The sequence below is a fragment of the Rhodovulum euryhalinum genome, from assembly GCF_004342445.1.
Classification (GTDB): domain Bacteria; phylum Pseudomonadota; class Alphaproteobacteria; order Rhodobacterales; family Rhodobacteraceae; genus Rhodovulum; species Rhodovulum euryhalinum.
This window is the reverse complement of sequence record NZ_SLWW01000009.1, coordinates 141213-158329: the sequence shown is the minus strand read 5'-3', so window position 1 is coordinate 158329 and position 17117 is coordinate 141213. Positions and strand designations below refer to the sequence as shown.

The window sequence follows — 17117 nt, the reverse complement described above, 5'->3', positions numbered from 1 at the left end:
CATTAGCGGCACTGGCCGGGCAAATACAATGCCTTTTTCCGCAGCGTCCCGGCTCAGAGATAGTCCGAGCGGCTGAGCCCGTACTTGGCCATCTTCTCGTTAAGCGTGCGCCGGGGCAGGCAAAGCTCTTCCATGACGCTTGCGATCGAGCCCTTGTGCCGGCGCATGGTGTTGTCGATCAGCATCCGCTCGAACGCCTCGACATATTCCTTGAGCGGCTTGCCTTCCGTCGTCATCACCGGCCGCGTCGCCTCGTTGTCGGCCATCAGAAGGCTGGCGATCGTGCCCGAGCCGCGGCGGTTCTGCAGCACCGCGCGTTCGGAGATGTTTATCAGCTGGCGCACGTTGCCGGGCCAGGGCGCCTGCATCAGCTGTGCGGCCTCCTGCGCGGTCACTTCGGGGGCGTCGCAGCCATATTCCTCGGAGAACTGTTCGCTGAGGCGGTTGAACAGCGTCAGGATATCCTCGCCCCGGGTGCGCAGCGGCGGCAGGGTGATCTTCATCGCCGCGAGGCGGAAATATAGATCGGGGCGCAGGACATCCTCGACGGTCTTGTCCTGCTCCTGCAGGTTCGACACGGCGATGATCCGGGTTTCGGCGGGGATGCCCTGCTCGTTGATGAAGGTCAGAAGACGGGCCTGCAGCGCGGGCGACAGCGCCTCGATGTCCTCCAGGCACAGCGTGCCGCCGCGCGCCTCCTCGACCGCGGGCAGCGCGCCACCCTCTTCGACGGGGCCGAACAGCCGCGCGGAAAGATCTTCTGGCGCGTAGGCCGCGCAGGCCATCTGGACGAATTTCTTGCCCGCACGTGGGCCCACCGCATGCAGCGCATGCGCCACCAGCGTCTTGCCGGTACCGGTCTCGCCGTCGATCAGCACATGCCCGTCGGCCTGGCCAAGGTCGAGAATGTCCTCGCGCAGCCGGTCCATCACCGGCGACGACCCGATCAGCTTCTTGAACAGCACCGAACCGTCGCCCAGTTCCCGCCGCAGCGCCCGGTTGTCCAGCGTCAGCCGCCGCGCCTGGCTGGCGCGCTTGGCAAGCTCGGTCATCCGGTCGGGATTGAACGGTTTTTCCATGAAGTCGTAGGCGCCGATCCGCATCGCCTCGACCGCCATCGGCACGTCGCCATGGCCGGTGATCAGGATCACCGGCAGCGTGGAATCAAGGCTCATCAGCTTTTTCAGGAACGAGATTCCATCCATGCCCGGCATCTTGATGTCGGTGACGACGACGCCCGGGTAGTCGGGACCGATCTCCTTCAGCGCGTCCTCGGCACGGGCGAAGGTGGCGGTCTCGAACCCGCTCAGCGACAGCCACTGGCTGATCGACTGGCGCATGTCCTGTTCGTCGTCGACGATGGCGATCTTCATGGCCTGGGGCATCGATTCACTTCACTCCGCGGCTTCCATGTCCTGACCCAATATGGGGAGCTGGACCTCGAATACAGCCCCGCCCTCGCGGCCGTTCCGCGCGGTCAGGCGCCCGCCGAGATCGTTCACGATTCCCGACGAGATGGCCAGACCAAGGCCGATCCCGTCGCCGGGCTGCTTGGTGGTATAGAAAGGTTCGAACAGATTATCGAGATCCTCGATCCCGTGGCCGTTGTCGCGCACGGTCAGCGTCGCGGTCTCGCCCGCCGACAGGATCACGTCGATCTGCGGCTGCTCGGTGTCGCGTGTGGCATCGAATGCGTTGCGCAGCAGGTTGATGATCACCTGTTCCAGCCGCACCCGGTCGGCCATCACCATCACCCGCTCGCGCGGCAGCGTCCGGGTGATGGTGACCTTGCGGCGCTTGAGCTGGGGTTCCATCATCGACAGGGCACCGGACACGCACGATCGTACGTCCAGCGGCTCGAACGCGTGGCCGCCCTTGCGGGCATAGCTTTTCAACTGGCGGGTGATCGCGCCCATCCGCTCGATCAGGTCGTCAATGCGCTGGAAGGACGACAGCGCCTCGTCCGGGCGCTTGCGCTGCAACAACAACCTTGCGCCGGCCAGATAGGTCTTCATCGCGGCCAGCGGCTGGTTCAACTCGTGGCTGACCGCGGCCGACATCTCGCCCAGGGCGGCCAGTTTCGAGCTTTGCGCCAGCGTCTGTTCGGCGACCTGAAGGTTCTGCTCGGCCCGCTCGCGTTCGGCGATCTCGCGTTGCAGGCGCGCGTTCAGTTCACGCAGTTCGGCGGTCTCGCGCTGGAACACGATCGAACGCAGCTGCGCGCGCCGCGACATCAGGTAGAAGGTTCCCGCCAGCAGCATCGCGAACCCCATGATCTCGAGCGCCAGGACCGAGTTCACCTTGTCGCGGATGGACACATAGGTGGTGAAGGACACGATCCGCCAGCCGCGGAACGGGATGCGCGCATCGTTGCGCATCACCGCCTCGCCCATCAGATAGGCATCGGGCGGCAGCGCCCCCCAGTCGGCGGTGGCCTGCAACGCGCGCCGGATCGCCGAGGGCGGCGAACGGACCGCCAGCGCCTCCTCGACCGTGCGCCCGCGCCAGCGCGGTTCGGTCGACAGGATGATCTGACCCTCGCTGTCGGTGACGATGATCGCATCCGCAATGCCTGCCCAGCTCTTTTCGAACTTGGCCAGATCGACGCCCACCACGATCACGCCGGTCTGCTTGCGCTCGACGGTGATCGCGCGGGAATAGGTGAAGGTGAATGCCCCCGCCTCGGTGCGCGAGGTGATGAAGACTGTTTCGTTCGACCGCTGCGCCTCGACGAAGAACGCCGCGTTCCTGAGATTGGTGCCGATCTTGGCGCGGTCGGTCGCTGCCACCACCCGGCCGGATACATCCAGCAGCATCAGTTCGGCCGCGCCGATCTCGTCCAGGTAGGAAATGAGCCGCTGCGAGCTTTGCGAGAAATCGGCGGTGTTGAGCGCCTGGATCAGCGTCGGGTCGCGCGACAGCAACAGCGGCACCACCGAGGCGCGCTGCAACTCGCTGACCACGTTGCCCGAATAAAGCGCCAGCCGCACCTGCGCCCGGTTCCGCGTGCTGTCGGTAAAGCGTTCGGTCAGCCAGCCATTGGTCACCCAGACCGTGACAACAGCGACCACGACCAGCAGCAGCAGCGCGATGCGCTTGCGCCACGCGCCCCCCTCGGGCGGGCGGACGGTCCCGGGCTGCGGAAAGTAATCCAGCTGCATGGGCAAAGGTTACGCCCAGCGCGCCATACGCTCAAGCACGGGCCGGTCAGGCAAGCGCGAGCGCGCCGACCAGCGAGCGGAAAAGCGCCGCCCCGTCGGTGCCGCCATGGGCGGGCTCGGCGGCGCGCTCGGGATGCGGCATCAGCCCCAGCACCCGGCGGTTCTCGCTGAGGATTCCAGCGATGTCGGCCACCGATCCGTTGGGATTGTCGCAATAGGTGAAGGCGACCCGGCCCTCGGCCCGGAGCCGCGCGACCAGGTCGGCATCGGCCACGTAATTGCCGTCGTGATGGGCGATGGGAATGGTGATCCGCTGCCCCCCGGTATAGCCCGCGGTAAAGGCGCTGTCGGCGGTTTCCACCGTCAGATCAACGGGCTTGCAGACGAATTTCAGCCCCGCATTGCGCATCAGCGCGCCGGGCAGGATGCCGGTCTCGGTCAGCACCTGAAAGCCGTTGCAGATACCCAGCGCATAGCCGCCCCGGTGGGTGTGCTCGATCACCGCCCGCGTGATCGGCGAGCGCGCGGCGATCGCGCCGCAGCGCAGGTAGTCGCCGAACGAGAACCCGCCGGGGATGCCCACCACGTCGACGCCCGCGGGCAGCGCGTCGTCCTTGTGCCAGACCATCGTGACCTCGGCGCCCGCGTTGCGGAAGGCCACCGCCAGGTCGCGGTCGCAGTTCGATCCCGGGAAGACGAGAACGGCAGCTTTCATGGCGGTCTCCCTCGGCCTCAGCCGATCTCGATGTCGTAGCGTTCGATGACCGTGTTGGCGAGCAGCTTCTCGCACATCTCGCGTACCTGCGCCTCGGCGGTGGCGCGGTCGGTCGCGGCCAGGTCGAGGTCGATCACCTTGCCCTGGCGCACCTCGCCCACCCCCTGAAAGCCGAGTGTGCCCAGCGCATGGGCCACGGCCTGACCCTGCGGATCGAGAACGCCGTCCTTGAGCATCACGTGAACGCGGGCCTTCATCTGTCGTCCTTCCCTGGCTGGACCGGGCCCCGGGCGGCACAGCCGCCGCGGGTCCGTCGGTTCGGATCATCTGCGCCTGTTCTTGCCGCGGGCGCCGTCGCGTGTGGGGTCATGTCCGGGGCGGGTTTGTGATGACACAAGCCGGACACGCTTACCCTTTCAATTGATGAGGGTGGGCTTCGTCGGATGGGTGACATTCGTCGGCAGCACGCCCAGGCGCTTGGCCACCTCGGTATAGGCATCCGTCAGGCTGCCCAGGTCGCGGCGGAACACGTCCTTGTCCAGATGCGCGCCGGTCTTGATGTCCCACAGCCGGCAGCTGTCGGGGCTGATCTCGTCGGCCACGACAAGGCGCATGTAGTCGCCATCCCAGATGCGGCCGATCTCGATCTTGAAATCCACCAGTTTGATACCGACGGCCATCATCACACCCGAGAGGAAGTCGTTGACCCGAAGCGCCAGCGCCACCATGTCGTCGAGATCCTGCTGCGATGCCCAGCCGAACGCGATGATATGTTCTTCGGTGACCAGCGGATCGCCCAGTCCGTCGTCCTTGTAGTAGAACTCGACGATCGGGCGCGGCAGCGGCGTGCCCTCCTCGATGCCCAGACGCTTGGACATCGACCCGGCGGCGGTGTTGCGCACCACGACTTCCAGCGGGATGATCTCGACCTGGCGGATCAGTTGTTCGCGCATGTTGATGCGCTTGATGAAATGCGTCGGCACGCCGATCGCGTTCAGCCCGGACATGAAGAACTCGGACAGGCGGTTGTTCAGAACACCCTTGCCCTCGATCACGTCGTGCTTTTCCGCGTTGAAGGCGGTGGCGTCGTCCTTGAAATACTGCACCAGCGTGCCGGGCTCGGGGCCCTCGTACAGGATCTTCGCCTTGCCCTCGTAGATCTTCTTGCGCCTTGCCATGGATACTCCGAATCCGGATGGCGCGGGAGACGGCCGCCCCGCACACTTGTGCTGCGCTTTTAGGGCAACGGCCGTCCTGCCGCAAGGCGGCGCTGCAGGACCTCTGGCGCGGCGGCGTTGCCGCCCGCGACGCAACGTCAAAGCGGGAAAAGAGGTGCCCAAGACCATCGGATGCCTTGACGTATGCAATCGTATACATGAATTCACCCGCGCCGGCAGAATACCGGTCGCCTCTGGGTTGCCGGGGCGCAACATGACAAGGCCCGGCAGAGGCCGAAAGGGAACAAATATGGACCACCCGACGCTGGACATTCCAGCCCCCGTCCGAACCGCCGTACGGGAAACCATCCTCGCCTCGCGCGAACGTATCTGGCACACGCTGATCGACTTCGAACGCTGGCCCGCCTGGAACGCGGCCTTCCGGCGGGTCGAACTCGACGGCCCGCTGGCCAATGGCGCCCGCGTGATCTGGACCAGCATGCACGGACTGTCCTTCCGCACCGTAATCGACGACCTCGTCCCCTGCGCGCGGATCGGCTGGTCGGGGCGGTCCGGCACGGTCCGGGCAGGCTATGTGCTGACGCTGGACCCCCGCGGCGGGGCGACGCTTGCCACACTCGAGGCGTCGATCGAATCCGGCCTCGCGCAGCTGATTCCCGATTTCACCGAACGCGCGCTCAAGGCCGGGCTCAGGCGCGGCCTTGCCGCCCTGCGGCGCGAAACCGAACGCAAGCCCGCCTGAGCCGCAAGAACCGGGCCCGAAGGCCAGCCTGCCCCTAGGCATCGGCCCGTTCTTCCCTTAAATGGCTTTCGAACCGGAATCCCAGGAGGGCCAGACCCCGATGACCACCTTCGACGACCGCGAGAACGCCTTCGAGAACAAGTTCGCCCACGACTCCGAACTGCAATTCAGGGCCGAAGCCCGGCGCAACAAGCTGTTGGGCCTCTGGGCGGCCGGGCTGATGGGGCTGTCGGAAGAGGCTGCGCTTGATTACGCCAAGGAAGTCGTCAAGGCCGATTTCGAAGAGGCCGGCGACGAGGATGTCTACCGCAAGGTGGCGGGCGATCTCGGCACCAAGGCCGACGAGGCCACGATCCGCGCCAAGATGGCCGAACTGATGGCGGTGGCGAAAGAGCAGATCATGACCGAAAGCTGAGGCCCCGGCGCCTCGGTGGGGGAGGCTTGCCAGCCCCGTCCCCTCGTGCCCGACCGGCGGCCGCCTTTCGGCGGGCAGCCGTCCCGTTTCCAGAGGACGTGACCGATGACCGACGCGCTTTCCCGCATGCTCGAGACCCGCGACTGGCTGATGGCCGATGGCGCCACGGGCACCAACCTCTTCAACATGGGGCTTTCGTCGGGCGAGGCGCCGGAGTTCTGGAACACCGATGAACCCGACAAGATCCGCGCGCTCTATCGCGGCGCGGTCGAGGCCGGATCGGACATCTTCCTGACCAACAGCTTCGGCGGCAACGCCGCGCGGCTGAAGCTGCACGATGCGCAGGGCCGCGTGGGCGAGTTGAACCGGATTGCCGCCGAACTGGGCCGCGAGGTGGCCGAGGCCGCGGACCGGCCGGTGGTCGTGGCAGGCTCGATCGGCCCCACCGGCGAGATCATGCAGCCGATGGGGCCGCTCTCCCATGCCGCGGCGGTCGAGATCTTCCACGAGCAGGCCGAGGCGCTGAAGGCAGGCGGCGCCGACGTGCTCTGGGTCGAGACGATCAGCGCGGCCGAAGAACTCAAGGCCGCCGCCGAGGCCTGCAAGCTGGCAGACATGCCCTGGTGTGGCACGATGAGCTTTGACACGGCGGGGCGCACGATGATGGGCATGACCTCGGCCGATCTGGTCGAACTGGTCGAAAAGCTGTCTTGGAAACCACTGGCCTTCGGCGCGAATTGCGGTGTCGGCGCCTCGGACCTTCTGCGCACGGTGCTGGGCTTTGCGGCGGCCGGAACCGAACGTCCGATCATCGCCAAGGGCAACGCGGGCATCCCGAAATACATGGACGGCCACATCCACTACGACGGCACGCCGGACCTCATGGCCGATTACGCGGTGCTTGCGCGCGATTGCGGTGCGACGATCATCGGCGGCTGCTGCGGCACCACGCCCGAGCACCTGAGGGCAATGCGCGCTGCGCTGGAAACCCGCCCCCGCGGGCCGCGCCCCAGCCTTGACGAGATCGCCCAGCGGCTGGGCGGGTTCTCCTCGGCCTCGGACGGCACCGGCGATACCGGCGACACGCCCGAGCGCCACAGGCGCCGCCGGCGCAGTTAAGGCTTCGGCCCTAGAACAGTGCCAGCACCAGCGCGACCCCGGCAAGCGACAGCAACAGCTCGCGGCTGAACGGCTCGGTCCGGTCATGTTTCCAGAACGCCGCGAGACTGCCCAAGGCCATCAGCGCACAGAGATCGGCGTAAAGTGCCATGCTCATTCCTCGGCTCTCCAGGCGTCGAGCGCGGGATTGGGCCTTGTACCGCCGCCCGAAGGCGTCTGCGCGGGCGCCATGGAACGCGGCCCCGATTGCGGCGCCGATGCCGACCCCACGCCGCCCTGCCTCAGTTCGCCCAGCGTGCGCAGGTTCTCGACCACCGCCGGGGCGCGCACCATCGTCTCGGCGATCGAGCGCTGGAACTCCTGCCCCTTGGCCTGGTAGCGCGAGCCGAAATAAAAGCTGATGATCGCCCCCAGAAGCCACCACAGCGGCTCGGGCACCAGCGCAACCCCCTGCATCCGCGCGGCGAACCAGACCGGATCAACCATCGCCGAAACCCCCAGGAACACGGTTCCAAGCGCCAGCAGCGGGCGCGGCAGCCGGTTCATCCCGTCGATGATCCGATCGAAGAGGCTGGGATGGGGAAGCGAGAATTCCTGGGCGAACTGTCCCAGCGCGGCGCGCTGCAATTCGGCCGCGCGCTGGTCGGCGGCCTCGGAATTGACGCGGAACACCTCGGCCGCCTCGGCGACGACGTTGCGCCCGCCGCCGAACAGGATGGCCGCCAGTCCGTGAATCAATGCCATGTCGCTGTCCTTTCGCGATGCTCGGCTTCGGTCAGATGGTAACGGACCGAGATGAACTCCTCGGCGCGGAGGATCCAGCCGCCCTTGCCGCCATCGCGGCGGCAGGCAAACTTGCGGCTGGCCGGCCGGCGGTCGGCGAGCGCATAGTAGTAGTTGCGCCGGGCGATCCCGTAGGCGTCGACGATATGATCAGGCGCGGCGGCGGCGGCGGTTTCCGCGGCCTGCTGTGTCTGCGGCCCGATCGCGCCGTCGATCGCGATGCGCTGGCCCATGTCGTTGAACAGCCGCTGCAGGATCCGCACCGCATTCGCGCCCGCGTTCACATACATGTCAAAGACCGATGCGTGCAGGATGTCTGGCAACAGATGGATTTGCGGCCGTTGGAAATAGTGTTCGATGAAGATCCGGACCGCGTCCTCGGGTTCGAGCGCGCGCAGATCGTCTTCGGTCACCAGCCCATCGCCGGTCAGATCGCCGTCCAGCCGCCTCAGCGTGCCCAGCGTAACCCCGTGATTGGTCGCCCCTCCGGGATCGTCCGGGTCGTTCACGAACCCGCCCTCGCGGGTGACGATTTCCTTGGCAAGCTGTTCGACGGTTCGCATCCATACCCCCCGTTCGTCTTTCGAAGCGGGGACATTCTGGTTCAGGTGCGGTTAACGCCGCCCGAGACCAGCGCACGCAGCATCAACACCGCCGATAGCGGCCAACGCCACCGGAGCTTTCGCCACACGGGCAAGGGTTCAGTGCGGGTCATAGTCCCCGCCGACGCGTCGGGGTCTCTGCATCGCGACGCGGCAAATGAAACGGATCGGTTCCGGGCGGCGCGGGGTCGCGCGCCCTCCTCCACGCGGTGTGCGTGGATTCCTAGCTGCCGCCGGGCGGCTCATCCTCGGCGTGGCGGTAGACACCCTGTTCCTTCAGCGCATCCACAACCTCGCGGGGCATGTAGCTTTCGTCGTGCTTGGCCAGGATCTCGGTCGCGACGAAAGTGCCCTCGATCAGCATACCGGTCCCGATCATGCCCTGGTTTTCCGAAAACAGGTCGGGCAGCACGCCGGTATATGTCACAGGCACCGTGGCGCCGCCATCGGTGACGTTGAACCGGATCGTCTCGCCCTGCCCGCGCTGCAGGCTGCCCGCCTCGACCAGCCCGCCGATGCGGAACACCTCGGTCGGGGCGGGCGGCGCCTCGACGATCTGGGACGGCGAGCGGAAGAAGTTGATCCCGTCGCGCATGGCATAGCCGATCAGACCCGTCGACACTGCCAGCGCCACGAAGGCCACCAGGATGATCTGCACCCGACGTCGTTTTTTCAGTCCGCGCATCCGTCTCTCTCCGTCAGGGGAAGCACGGCGCCAGCATCAGCCCCGTCTCCTCCGCGATCCCCAGCATCAGGTTGGCGTTCTGCACCGCCTGCCCCGACGAGCCCTTGGTCAGGTTGTCGAGCGCGGCGATCACCAGCGCCCGCCCCGCCCGGCGGTCCGCCACCACACCGATATGCACGAAGTTGGATCCGCGCACGTGCCGGGTGGAGGGATGTTCGCCGAACGGCAGAACCTGAATGAAAATCTCATCTTCATACGCGCTTGCCAAGGTGTCATGGATCGCACGCGCCTCGCCCTTCAGCCAGACGGTCGCCAGAATCCCCCGGTTCGCAGGGATCAGGTGGGGGGTGAACATGACCTCGACCGGGCGCCCGGCGGCCCTGGAAAACTCCTGGTCGAACTCGCCCAGGTGCCTGTGAATCCCGCCCGCCGAATATGCGTGGAACCCTTCCGACAACTCGGCGTGCAACAGGTTCTCCTTCAGCGCCCGCCCCGCACCCGAGACCCCCGCCTTGAGGTCGATCACAATCTCGTCAAGGTCGATCACGCCCGCCTCGATCAGCGGCCGGATGGCGTATTGCCCCGTCGCGGCGTTGCATCCCGTGCCCGCCACCAGCCGCCCGGCCCGAATCTCTTCGCGATAGAACTCGGTCAGGCCATAGATCGCCTCGGCCTGCAACTCGGGCGCCGCATGGGGCTTGCCATACCATTTCTCGTAGGCGGCCGGGTCGCGCAGCCGGAAATCCGCCGACAGGTCGACGATCTTCAGATCACGCGGCAACCCGCGGATCACCTCCTGGCTGGTCGCATGGGGCAGCGCGCAAAAGCACAGATCGACAGCCGAAAAGTCGATCTCCTCGATCTTCACAAGGTCCGGCAGGTCGAGGTGGCGCAGGTGCGGAAACACGGCGGCCATCGGCTGGCCCGCCTTGCGCTCGCCGGACAGCGCCGCAATGCGCAATTCCGGATGGGTGGCGATCAGCCGGACTAGCTCGGCCCCGGTATAGCCCGAGGCCCCCAGGATGGCGACGGAATGGGTCATGGGATTTCCCCGCGATGTCGGACAGGTATCTAGACGCGAATGAGCCCGCCCGCAATCAGGCGGCGCGGAATTCGATGCGCCGTCGCAGGAATTGCGTGGCCTTGTTCGACACCGACACCGGGTCGCCGGTCGTCAGGAACATCGACTCGGTGCCCGATCCAATCATGTCCGGGTGCCGGTCGAGATAGTCCGCCAGGCTTTCGGCCACGAGGTCGGCCTGGGAATAGACCTTGACCCCCGGTCCCAGCGCATCCTGGAAGGTGGCCTCCATCAGCGGGTAATGGGTACAGCCCAGGATCGCCGCCTCGGGGTGCGGCATCCGCCGTTTCAGCGCCTCGACGTGGGACCGCACCAGCGCCTCGGCGAGCATCTCGTCGCCCGCCTCGATCGCATCCACCACGCCCCCGCAGGGCTGCGCCTCGACATCGACGCCGATGGCGCGGAACGCCAGTTCCCGCTGGAAGGCGCGCGAGGCCACGGTTGCGGGCGTGGCGAACAGCGCCACGTGTTTCACCGCCACCTCGCGCGGCGGGGAATTGTCGCCCCATTGCCGCTCGGTCAGCGCCTCGATCAGCGGGACGAAGACCCCCAGAACCCGCTTGTCGCCGGGCACCCAGCTTTCCTGCATCCGCCTCAACGCCGCGGCCGACGCGGTGTTGCAGGCCAGGATCACCAGGTCGCAGCCCGCATCGAACAGGCGCGTCACGGCGGCGGTGGTCAGGTTGAACACATCCTCGGCGTTGCGCACGCCATAGGGGGCATGGGCATTGTCGCCGAAATAGACAAAGGGCACATGCGGCAACCGCCGCGCGACGGCGTCCAGCACCGTAAGCCCGCCCAGACCGGAATCGAACACACCAACCGCCATGGCCTGCCTCTTGCGCTGCGCCTCTGCCCGGTCCGGGCCCCCATGAAAGGGCGGAACCCGGCGCCGTTTTCCCACTCATATGTCGAGTTGCGCGGGAAATCCATCGCCGCAATTCACGTGGACATCGCAGCCGCTATTCGGCCGCCTGCCGCAGCCCCTCGCTCCCCGCCCGGAACGCCGCCAGCAACGAGGCGCGCCGCTCGGCCGCCTCGACCTCGGCCTTCGCCTTGACCGGGCCGAAGCCTTTCACCGAAAGGGGCAATTCGGCCAGCGCCACCGCAGCCTCCAGCCGGTCGGGCGTCAGCCCCGCCAGCACCTCCGCCATGTCCGACTCGTAGACCCGGATCGCCGCCCGCTCGCGCCGCCGCTCTTCCTGCCAGCGGAACGGATCGAGCGGCGTTCCCCTCAACCGCCGCATCCCCGCCAGCACCCGGAATCCCCGGTCCATCCACGGCCCGAAGCGCCGCTTGGCGGGCCGCCCGTCCGGCCCCTTGCCCCCCAGGAAGGGCGGCGCCAGCAGGTAGGTGATCTCGAACTCGCCCGCGAATTCCGCGCGCGCCTTCGCGGCGGTCTGCAAATGCAGCCGCGCGACCTCGTATTCGTCCTTGTAGGCCAGCAGCTTGTGGTAGCCCCTGGCCACTGCCTCCTTCAGCCGCGGGTCGGACATCTTGTCGACAAGGCGCCGGTAGCGCCGCGCGAGGCGTGGCGACTGGTAGTCGGCAAGATGCGCCTCGCGGAACGAGATCCTTTCGGCCAGCGTCCTCGGCTTTTCCACCATCTCTGCCGCGACGACCCGGCCCGCGGCCTCGGGGTTCAGCGCGGCCCACCGGCCGATCTCGAAGGCACGCCGGTTCCCCTCGACTCCCGCGCCGTTCAGTTCGATCGCCTTCAGGATCGCCGCGTGCGACAGCGGCAGCAGCCCGCATTGCCATGCCGCGCCGGTGACGATCATGTTGGAATAGATCGTGTCGCCCATCAGCCTGCGGGCAAGTTCCGTCGAATCGATCAGGTGCAGGCGATTCTTCAGCCGCGCCTGAAGCGCCAGTTCCAGCCGGTCCGAAGGCACGCGGAACTGCGGGTCGCGGGTGAAGGCGCCGGTCACGATGTCGTGGCTGTTGACCACAGCGCCGGTGCGCCCCGTCGTCATCAGCCCGATGGTTCTGGCCCCCGCCGTCACCACCAGGTCGCCGCCGATCACCGCGTCCGCCTCGCCGGTCGCCACGCGGATCGCGCTGATCCCGGCGGGCGTCTCGGCGATCCGGCAGTGGATATGAACCGCGCCGCCCTTCTGGGCAAGGCCCGCCATCTCCATCATGCCCGCGCCCTTGCCGTCGACATGGGCCGCCATGGCAAGGATCGCGCCGATGGTCACGGCGCCCGTGCCGCCGACCCCGGTAATGACCACGTTGAACGTGCCATGGATCGGCGGCAGCACCGGCTCGGGCAGGTCGCCGATCTCGATCCGGGCCGCCGCCTCGCGCCGCACCGCCGCCCCCTTCAGCGTGACGAAGCTGGGGCAGAACCCCTTGAGGCAAGAGAAATCCTTGTTGCAGGCCGACTGGTCGATGGCGCGCTTGCGGCCAAGCTCCGTCTCGACCGGCACGATGGCCACGCAATTCGACTGCACCCCGCAATCGCCGCAGCCCTCGCAGATGTCGGTGTTGATGAAGACCCGCGTATCCGGGTCGGGAAAGGCGCCCTTCTTGCGGCGGCGGCGCTTCTCGGCCGCGCAGGTCTGGATGTAGACGATCGCGGTCACGCCTTCGGTCCGGCGCAGATTCTCCTGGACCTGCATCAGATCTGCACGCGGATGGCAGACAACGCCCGCGGGGAAGGCTCGCGGATCGACGTCTTCCTTCTCGTCGTAGACCACTTCGACCTTGTTCACCCCGGCCGCAACCAGTTCCGCCACGATCTGGTTTGCTGTCAGCCCGCCGTCGTTGCCCTGCCCGCCTGTCATCGCGACCGCGTCGTTGTAGAGGATCTTGTAGGTGATGTTCACACCCGCGGCGATGGCGGCGTGGATCGCCAGCCGCCCCGAATGATTGTAGGTCCCGTCGCCCAGGTTCTGGAACACGTGACCCCTCGTCGAGAACGGCGCCTCGCCGATCCAGTTCGCCCCTTCGGCGCCCATGTGGGTATACCCGCTGGTCTCGCGGTCCATCCACATCGCCATGATGTGGCAGCCGATCCCGGCATAGGCGCGACTGCCCTCGGGCACGCGGGTCGAGGTGTTGTGCGGGCAGCCCGCGCAGAAATAGGGCAGACGGGCGGCGAGGTCCTCGGCATTGTCCGCCCGGCGCGCCTCGCGGATACGCTCCAGCGCCGCGGTCAGACGTTCGCTGCCGCGCCCCTCCTCGATCAGCACCGCGCCCAGTTTTTCCGCGATCATCACCGGGTCGAGCGCGTAGCGCGTGGGAAACAGCTCCTCGTCGCGGTCGTTCTTCCAGCCATAGATGCGCCGGCCGCGGCGATTGTGAAAGATCGCCTCCTTTGCCTGCACCTCGATGAGTTTCCGCTTTTCCTCGACCACCACGATCAGGTCCAGCCCCTCGGCGAAGTCGGCAAACCCCTTCATGTCCAGCGGGAAGGTCTGGCCCACCTTGTAGGTGGTGATCCCCAGCCGCTCGGCCTGCGTCTCGTCGATCCCCAGAAGCCCCAGCGCATGCACCAGATCGAGCCAGTTCTTGCCTGCCGCCACCAGCCCGATCTTCGCCCCCGGTTTCCCCCACACCCGCCGGTCGATCCGGTTGGCATGGGCGAAGGCCTCGGCCGCGAACCGCTTGTGGTCGATCATGCGCGCTTCCTGCGCGACCCAGTGATCGTTCAGCCTTATGTTCAGCCCGCCCTCGGGCATCGGAAAGTCGGGGGTGACGAAGGCCATGCGGTCCGGGCGGCCATCCACGACGGACGTCACCTCGACCGTGTCCTTCATCAGCTTGAGCCCCACCCAGACGCCCGCATAGCGCGAAAGCGCATAACCATAGAGCCCGTAGTCGAGGATTTCCTGCACCCCCGCGGGCGACAGCACCGGCATGTAGACATCGACCATCGCCCAGTCGGACTGGTGGCAGGTGGTCGAGGACTCGCCCGTGTGGTCGTCGCCCATCGCCATCAGCACCCCGCCATGGCGCGAGGTGCCCGCAAGGTTGGCGTGCCGCATCACGTCGCCCGAACGGTCCACCCCCGGCCCCTTGCCGTACCAAAGGCCGAAGACACCGTCGTATTTCCCCTCGCCCCGCACTTCCGCCTGCTGCGTGCCCCACAGCGCGGTCGCGGCCAGGTCCTCGTTCAGCCCCGGCTGGAACAGCACGTCCGCGGCCTGGAGATCCGCGTTCGCCCTGGCCATCGTCATGTCCACCGCGCCCAGCGGCGAGCCCCGATAGCCGGTGACATAACCCGCGGTGTGAAGTCCCGCGGCCCGGTCGCGCACCTTCTGCATCAGCATCAGCCGAACCAGCGCCTGTGTGCCGTTCAGAAGCACCGGCGACCTGGAAAGATCGTAACGGTCGTGAAGACTGACATCCTGACGGGTCATCCGCGCCCCTCCCCGTAGCGTGTTCTGTTATGCATATTAGGTCAAAATCAATGACCTACAAAATCAATTCCACGGGACATCTTGGTTTGCAATCGCCACAACGCCACCTGTAGGAAACGTTCGCGGACAGGCATGACGGCATTGCAGGAATTGCATGATGGATTGGGACAAGCTCAGGATCTTTCACGCGGTGGCCGACGCGGGCAGCCTGACCCATGCGGGTGAAACGCTGCACCTGTCGCAATCCGCCGTCTCGCGCCAGATTCGCGCGCTGGAAGAATCGCTTGGATCAACCCTGTTCCATCGCCACGCGCGCGGACTGATTCTCACCGAGCAGGGAGAGTTGCTGTTCGACGCGACCACGGCGATGGGCAAGCGGCTGGAAACCGCGGTGGCGCGCATCCGCGACAGCGTCGAAGAGGTGTTCGGCGAGTTGCGGGTCACCACCACCACCGGCTTCGGCTCGCTCTGGCTGGCAAAGCGGCTGCCGATGCTCTACGAGCGCTACCCCGAGCTTCGGATCGACCTGATGATGTCCGAACAGGTGCTCGACCTGCCGATGCGCGAGGCCGACGTCGCGATCCGCATGAAGGAGCCAAGCCAGGCCGACCTGATCCGCCTGCGCCTGATGAGCGTCAGGATGCGGCTTTACGCGACCCAACCCTATCTCGACGCCCACGGCACACCGGAAACCCTGGACGATCTGGCCGACCACCGGCTGATCTGCCAGAATACCAGTTCGACCCAGGTCAGTGCGGGCGCGCAACTGGTGCGCGAACTGATGACCTACCGGATTCGATCGACGCTGACGGTGAACAACTATTTCGGCGTTCTTCAGGCCGTGCTGAACGGGCTGGGGATCGGGGTGCTGCCCGACTACGTGACCGAGGATCATCCGCAACTCGTTCGGGTGCTGGACGGCATCGAATCGAACGAGGTGCCGGTTTTCCTGGCCTATCCCGAGGAATTGCGCGCCTCGCGCAGGATCTCGGCCTTCCGCGAGTTCATCACGGAACAGATCATGGAACGGCGCCAGAAGGAAAAGGACACGTCCTGATTGTGAGATATCTGTCACACGCATGACGGTCATGCTGGCGCGCTGCCATTTTGGGCTTGAACCTGCACGATCTCGTCCATAATTGCTGGGACGAAGGCGGAAGTTTCGCTTTCGTCTTTACCTCCCTGTTGGACTTGGGCCGAGCTTATGCTCGGCCTTTTTTTGTTCCACCGCAGGAATTGCCCGGAATTCGGGCGGTTTCGCCGGGCGCATGCCGATCATCGCGGCACATGGCGAACCCCCTTGCCGAACAGATGCAGCGCGGCCACCCCGTCGGGCCCATCTTGCGCCCGAACGACTCGGACCGTTGGGGCGCCGGGCAAGGGCCGCTAATCTGCGCGCGACCCGACCGGAGGAGTTTCATGCCGTTCCGCACGCTTGCCCTGTCCGCCCTTGCCGCTCTGTGTCTCTCCGCCCCCGCCCCGGCTGCCTCTTGCGGGAACTCGGCCGCGGGGTTCGACGCCTGGAAACGCGATTTCGCCAGCGAGGCGGCCCGGGCCGGCGTCGGCCAGCGCGGGCTCGCCGCGCTTGGCGGAACACAGTATTCCCAGGCCACGATCAACGCCGACCGCGGCCAGAAAAGCTTCAAGCTCAGCTACCCCGAGTTCTGCCAGAAGCGCGGCTGCGATGTGATCGTTTCGCAGGGGCGCAGCCGCAAGGCGCGAAACCCCGGCTTCTATGCCGCGCTCGAACAGGGCTACGGCGTTCCCGCGGGCGTGCTGATCGCCATCCACGGGATGGAAACCGGCTTTGGCGGCTTCATGGGCAACGCCAACGTGCTGAACGCGACCGCGACGCTGGCCTATGATTGCCGCCGGCCCGGATTCTTCACCCCCCACCTGATCGGAGCGCTGAAGATGATCGACCGGGGGATGATGTCGCCCGCCGCGATCGGCGCCATGCATGGCGAACTGGGCCACACCCAGTTCCTGCCCGGCAACGCGCTGGCCTATGGCCGCGACGGCAACGGCGACGGGCGGATCGACCTGAACGACATGGCCGACGCGCTGGCCTCGACCGCGAACTACCTGCGCCAGAAGGGCTGGCGGCCCGGCCAGCCCTACCAGCCCGGCAGCCACAACTTCGAGGTGCTCAAGGAATGGAACGCGGCCTCGGTCTACCAGCGCGCGCTGGCAGAGATGGGGGCGCGGATCGACGGCTAGGGGGCGAACGGCCCCTTTCCCCGCCCCGCGCCTTGGCTTAAACAGCGCG

At 66.6% G+C, this 17117-nt stretch carries 17 protein-coding genes; 5 read left to right on the top strand and 12 right to left on the bottom strand.

All coding sequences use genetic code 11. The annotated features are described in order from the left end of the window. Nucleotides 1-53: 53 nt before the first annotated feature. The 5 genes from EV655_RS12510 to purC form a co-directional block, all read right to left on the bottom strand. Complete coding sequence (locus EV655_RS12510) at nt 54-1385, bottom strand: sigma-54-dependent transcriptional regulator (protein ID WP_132545347.1); 1332 nt, start codon at nt 1383-1385, stop codon at nt 54-56. Nucleotides 1386-1394: 9 nt separating this feature from the next. Further along, nucleotides 1395-3161 (bottom strand): sensor histidine kinase, encoded by a 1767-nt coding sequence (locus EV655_RS12505; protein ID WP_132545345.1) that lies wholly within the window; start codon nt 3159-3161, stop codon nt 1395-1397. Nucleotides 3162-3207: 46 nt separating this feature from the next. Continuing rightward, nucleotides 3208-3876: a phosphoribosylformylglycinamidine synthase subunit PurQ gene (gene purQ / locus EV655_RS12500; RefSeq protein ID WP_132545343.1), complete on the bottom strand. Its 669-nt coding sequence runs from the start codon at nt 3874-3876 to the stop codon at nt 3208-3210. A gap of 17 nt (nt 3877-3893) precedes the next feature. After that, nucleotides 3894-4133, bottom strand: coding sequence for a phosphoribosylformylglycinamidine synthase subunit PurS (gene purS, locus EV655_RS12495; RefSeq protein ID WP_132545341.1), 240 nt, complete (start codon nt 4131-4133; stop codon nt 3894-3896). A 159-nt stretch (nt 4134-4292) separates the two neighbouring features. Further along, nucleotides 4293-5054, bottom strand: a complete 762-nt coding sequence (gene purC / locus EV655_RS12490; protein ID WP_132545339.1) for a phosphoribosylaminoimidazolesuccinocarboxamide synthase — start codon at nt 5052-5054, stop codon at nt 4293-4295. 289 nt (nt 5055-5343) lie between these two features. On the opposite strand from purC, the gene EV655_RS18690 reads away from it, so the two are divergent. The 3 genes from EV655_RS18690 (at nt 5344) to bmt (ending at nt 7330) form a co-directional block, all read left to right on the top strand. Beyond that, nucleotides 5344-5796, top strand: coding sequence for an SRPBCC family protein (locus EV655_RS18690; protein WP_165905339.1), 453 nt, complete (start codon nt 5344-5346; stop codon nt 5794-5796). A 100-nt stretch (nt 5797-5896) separates the two neighbouring features. Next, entirely contained in the window at nt 5897-6211 is a 315-nt protein-coding gene (locus tag EV655_RS12480; RefSeq protein WP_132545399.1) for a DUF1476 domain-containing protein, read from the top strand. 105 nt (nt 6212-6316) lie between these two features. Next, complete coding sequence (gene bmt / locus EV655_RS12475; RefSeq protein ID WP_132545335.1) at nt 6317-7330, top strand: betaine--homocysteine S-methyltransferase; 1014 nt, start codon at nt 6317-6319, stop codon at nt 7328-7330. Between the two features lie 10 nt (nt 7331-7340). Here the strand turns inward: bmt and EV655_RS18685 are convergent, their stop codons facing one another. From EV655_RS18685 to EV655_RS12445, 7 genes are all read right to left on the bottom strand, one after another. Next, entirely contained in the window at nt 7341-7481 is a 141-nt protein-coding gene (locus tag EV655_RS18685; protein WP_165905338.1) for a hypothetical protein, read from the bottom strand. Nucleotides 7482-7483: 2 nt separating this feature from the next. Further along, complete coding sequence (locus tag EV655_RS12470; protein ID WP_132545333.1) at nt 7484-8074, bottom strand: holin family protein; 591 nt, start codon at nt 8072-8074, stop codon at nt 7484-7486. Continuing rightward, a complete protein-coding gene (locus tag EV655_RS12465) occupies nt 8065-8676 on the bottom strand; it encodes a holin-associated N-acetylmuramidase (protein WP_132545331.1) in 612 nt (203 codons plus the stop codon). Before EV655_RS12465 ends, EV655_RS12470 begins: the two co-directional genes overlap by 10 nt. Before the next feature lie 262 nt (nt 8677-8938). Then, entirely contained in the window at nt 8939-9400 is a 462-nt protein-coding gene (ccmE, locus tag EV655_RS12460) for a cytochrome c maturation protein CcmE (RefSeq protein ID WP_132545329.1), read from the bottom strand. Nucleotides 9401-9413: 13 nt separating this feature from the next. Then, a complete protein-coding gene (gene argC, locus EV655_RS12455; protein ID WP_132545327.1) occupies nt 9414-10442 on the bottom strand; it encodes an N-acetyl-gamma-glutamyl-phosphate reductase in 1029 nt (342 codons plus the stop codon). 55 nt (nt 10443-10497) lie between these two features. Continuing rightward, on the bottom strand, nt 10498-11310 hold the full coding sequence (locus EV655_RS12450) for a glutamate racemase (protein ID WP_132545325.1): 813 nt from the start codon (nt 11308-11310) through the stop codon (nt 10498-10500). Between the two features lie 133 nt (nt 11311-11443). Continuing rightward, complete coding sequence (locus EV655_RS12445; protein ID WP_132545323.1) at nt 11444-14848, bottom strand: indolepyruvate ferredoxin oxidoreductase family protein; 3405 nt, start codon at nt 14846-14848, stop codon at nt 11444-11446. A 157-nt stretch (nt 14849-15005) separates the two neighbouring features. Here EV655_RS12445 and EV655_RS12440 point away from each other — a divergent pair, with 157 nt between their 5' ends. Both EV655_RS12440 and EV655_RS12435 read left to right on the top strand, forming a co-directional pair. Then, the gene (locus EV655_RS12440) at nt 15006-15905 is read left to right on the top strand and encodes a LysR family transcriptional regulator (RefSeq protein ID WP_132545321.1); all 900 of its coding nucleotides are present in this window, start codon (nt 15006-15008) and stop codon (nt 15903-15905) included. Nucleotides 15906-16267: 362 nt separating this feature from the next. Then, nucleotides 16268-17068 (top strand): lytic murein transglycosylase, encoded by an 801-nt coding sequence (locus EV655_RS12435; protein ID WP_132545319.1) that lies wholly within the window; start codon nt 16268-16270, stop codon nt 17066-17068. The last annotated feature ends 49 nt before the right edge of the window (nt 17069-17117 follow it).

Excerpts from the sequence above, each read along its gene's own strand:
- EV655_RS12510 (WP_132545347.1), bottom strand. The coding sequence starts at position 1,385 with ATGCCCCAGGCCATGAAGATCGCCATCGTCGACGACGAACAGGACATG.
- EV655_RS12505 (WP_132545345.1), bottom strand. The coding sequence starts at position 3,161 with ATGCAGCTGGATTACTTTCCGCAGCCCGGGACCGTCCGCCCGCCCGAG.
- purQ (WP_132545343.1), bottom strand. The coding sequence starts at position 3,876 with ATGAAAGCTGCCGTTCTCGTCTTCCCGGGATCGAACTGCGACCGCGAC.
- purS (WP_132545341.1), bottom strand. The coding sequence starts at position 4,133 with ATGAAGGCCCGCGTTCACGTGATGCTCAAGGACGGCGTTCTCGATCCG.
- purC (WP_132545339.1), bottom strand. The coding sequence starts at position 5,054 with ATGGCAAGGCGCAAGAAGATCTACGAGGGCAAGGCGAAGATCCTGTAC.
- EV655_RS18690 (WP_165905339.1), top strand. The coding sequence starts at position 5,344 with ATGGACCACCCGACGCTGGACATTCCAGCCCCCGTCCGAACCGCCGTA.
- EV655_RS12480 (WP_132545399.1), top strand. The coding sequence starts at position 5,897 with ATGACCACCTTCGACGACCGCGAGAACGCCTTCGAGAACAAGTTCGCC.
- bmt (WP_132545335.1), top strand. The coding sequence starts at position 6,317 with ATGACCGACGCGCTTTCCCGCATGCTCGAGACCCGCGACTGGCTGATG.
- EV655_RS18685 (WP_165905338.1), bottom strand. The coding sequence starts at position 7,481 with ATGGCACTTTACGCCGATCTCTGTGCGCTGATGGCCTTGGGCAGTCTC.
- EV655_RS12470 (WP_132545333.1), bottom strand. The coding sequence starts at position 8,074 with ATGGCATTGATTCACGGACTGGCGGCCATCCTGTTCGGCGGCGGGCGC.
- EV655_RS12465 (WP_132545331.1), bottom strand. The coding sequence starts at position 8,676 with ATGCGAACCGTCGAACAGCTTGCCAAGGAAATCGTCACCCGCGAGGGC.
- ccmE (WP_132545329.1), bottom strand. The coding sequence starts at position 9,400 with ATGCGCGGACTGAAAAAACGACGTCGGGTGCAGATCATCCTGGTGGCC.
- argC (WP_132545327.1), bottom strand. The coding sequence starts at position 10,442 with ATGACCCATTCCGTCGCCATCCTGGGGGCCTCGGGCTATACCGGGGCC.
- EV655_RS12450 (WP_132545325.1), bottom strand. The coding sequence starts at position 11,310 with ATGGCGGTTGGTGTGTTCGATTCCGGTCTGGGCGGGCTTACGGTGCTG.
- EV655_RS12445 (WP_132545323.1), bottom strand. The coding sequence starts at position 14,848 with ATGACCCGTCAGGATGTCAGTCTTCACGACCGTTACGATCTTTCCAGG.
- EV655_RS12440 (WP_132545321.1), top strand. The coding sequence starts at position 15,006 with ATGGATTGGGACAAGCTCAGGATCTTTCACGCGGTGGCCGACGCGGGC.
- EV655_RS12435 (WP_132545319.1), top strand. The coding sequence starts at position 16,268 with ATGCCGTTCCGCACGCTTGCCCTGTCCGCCCTTGCCGCTCTGTGTCTC.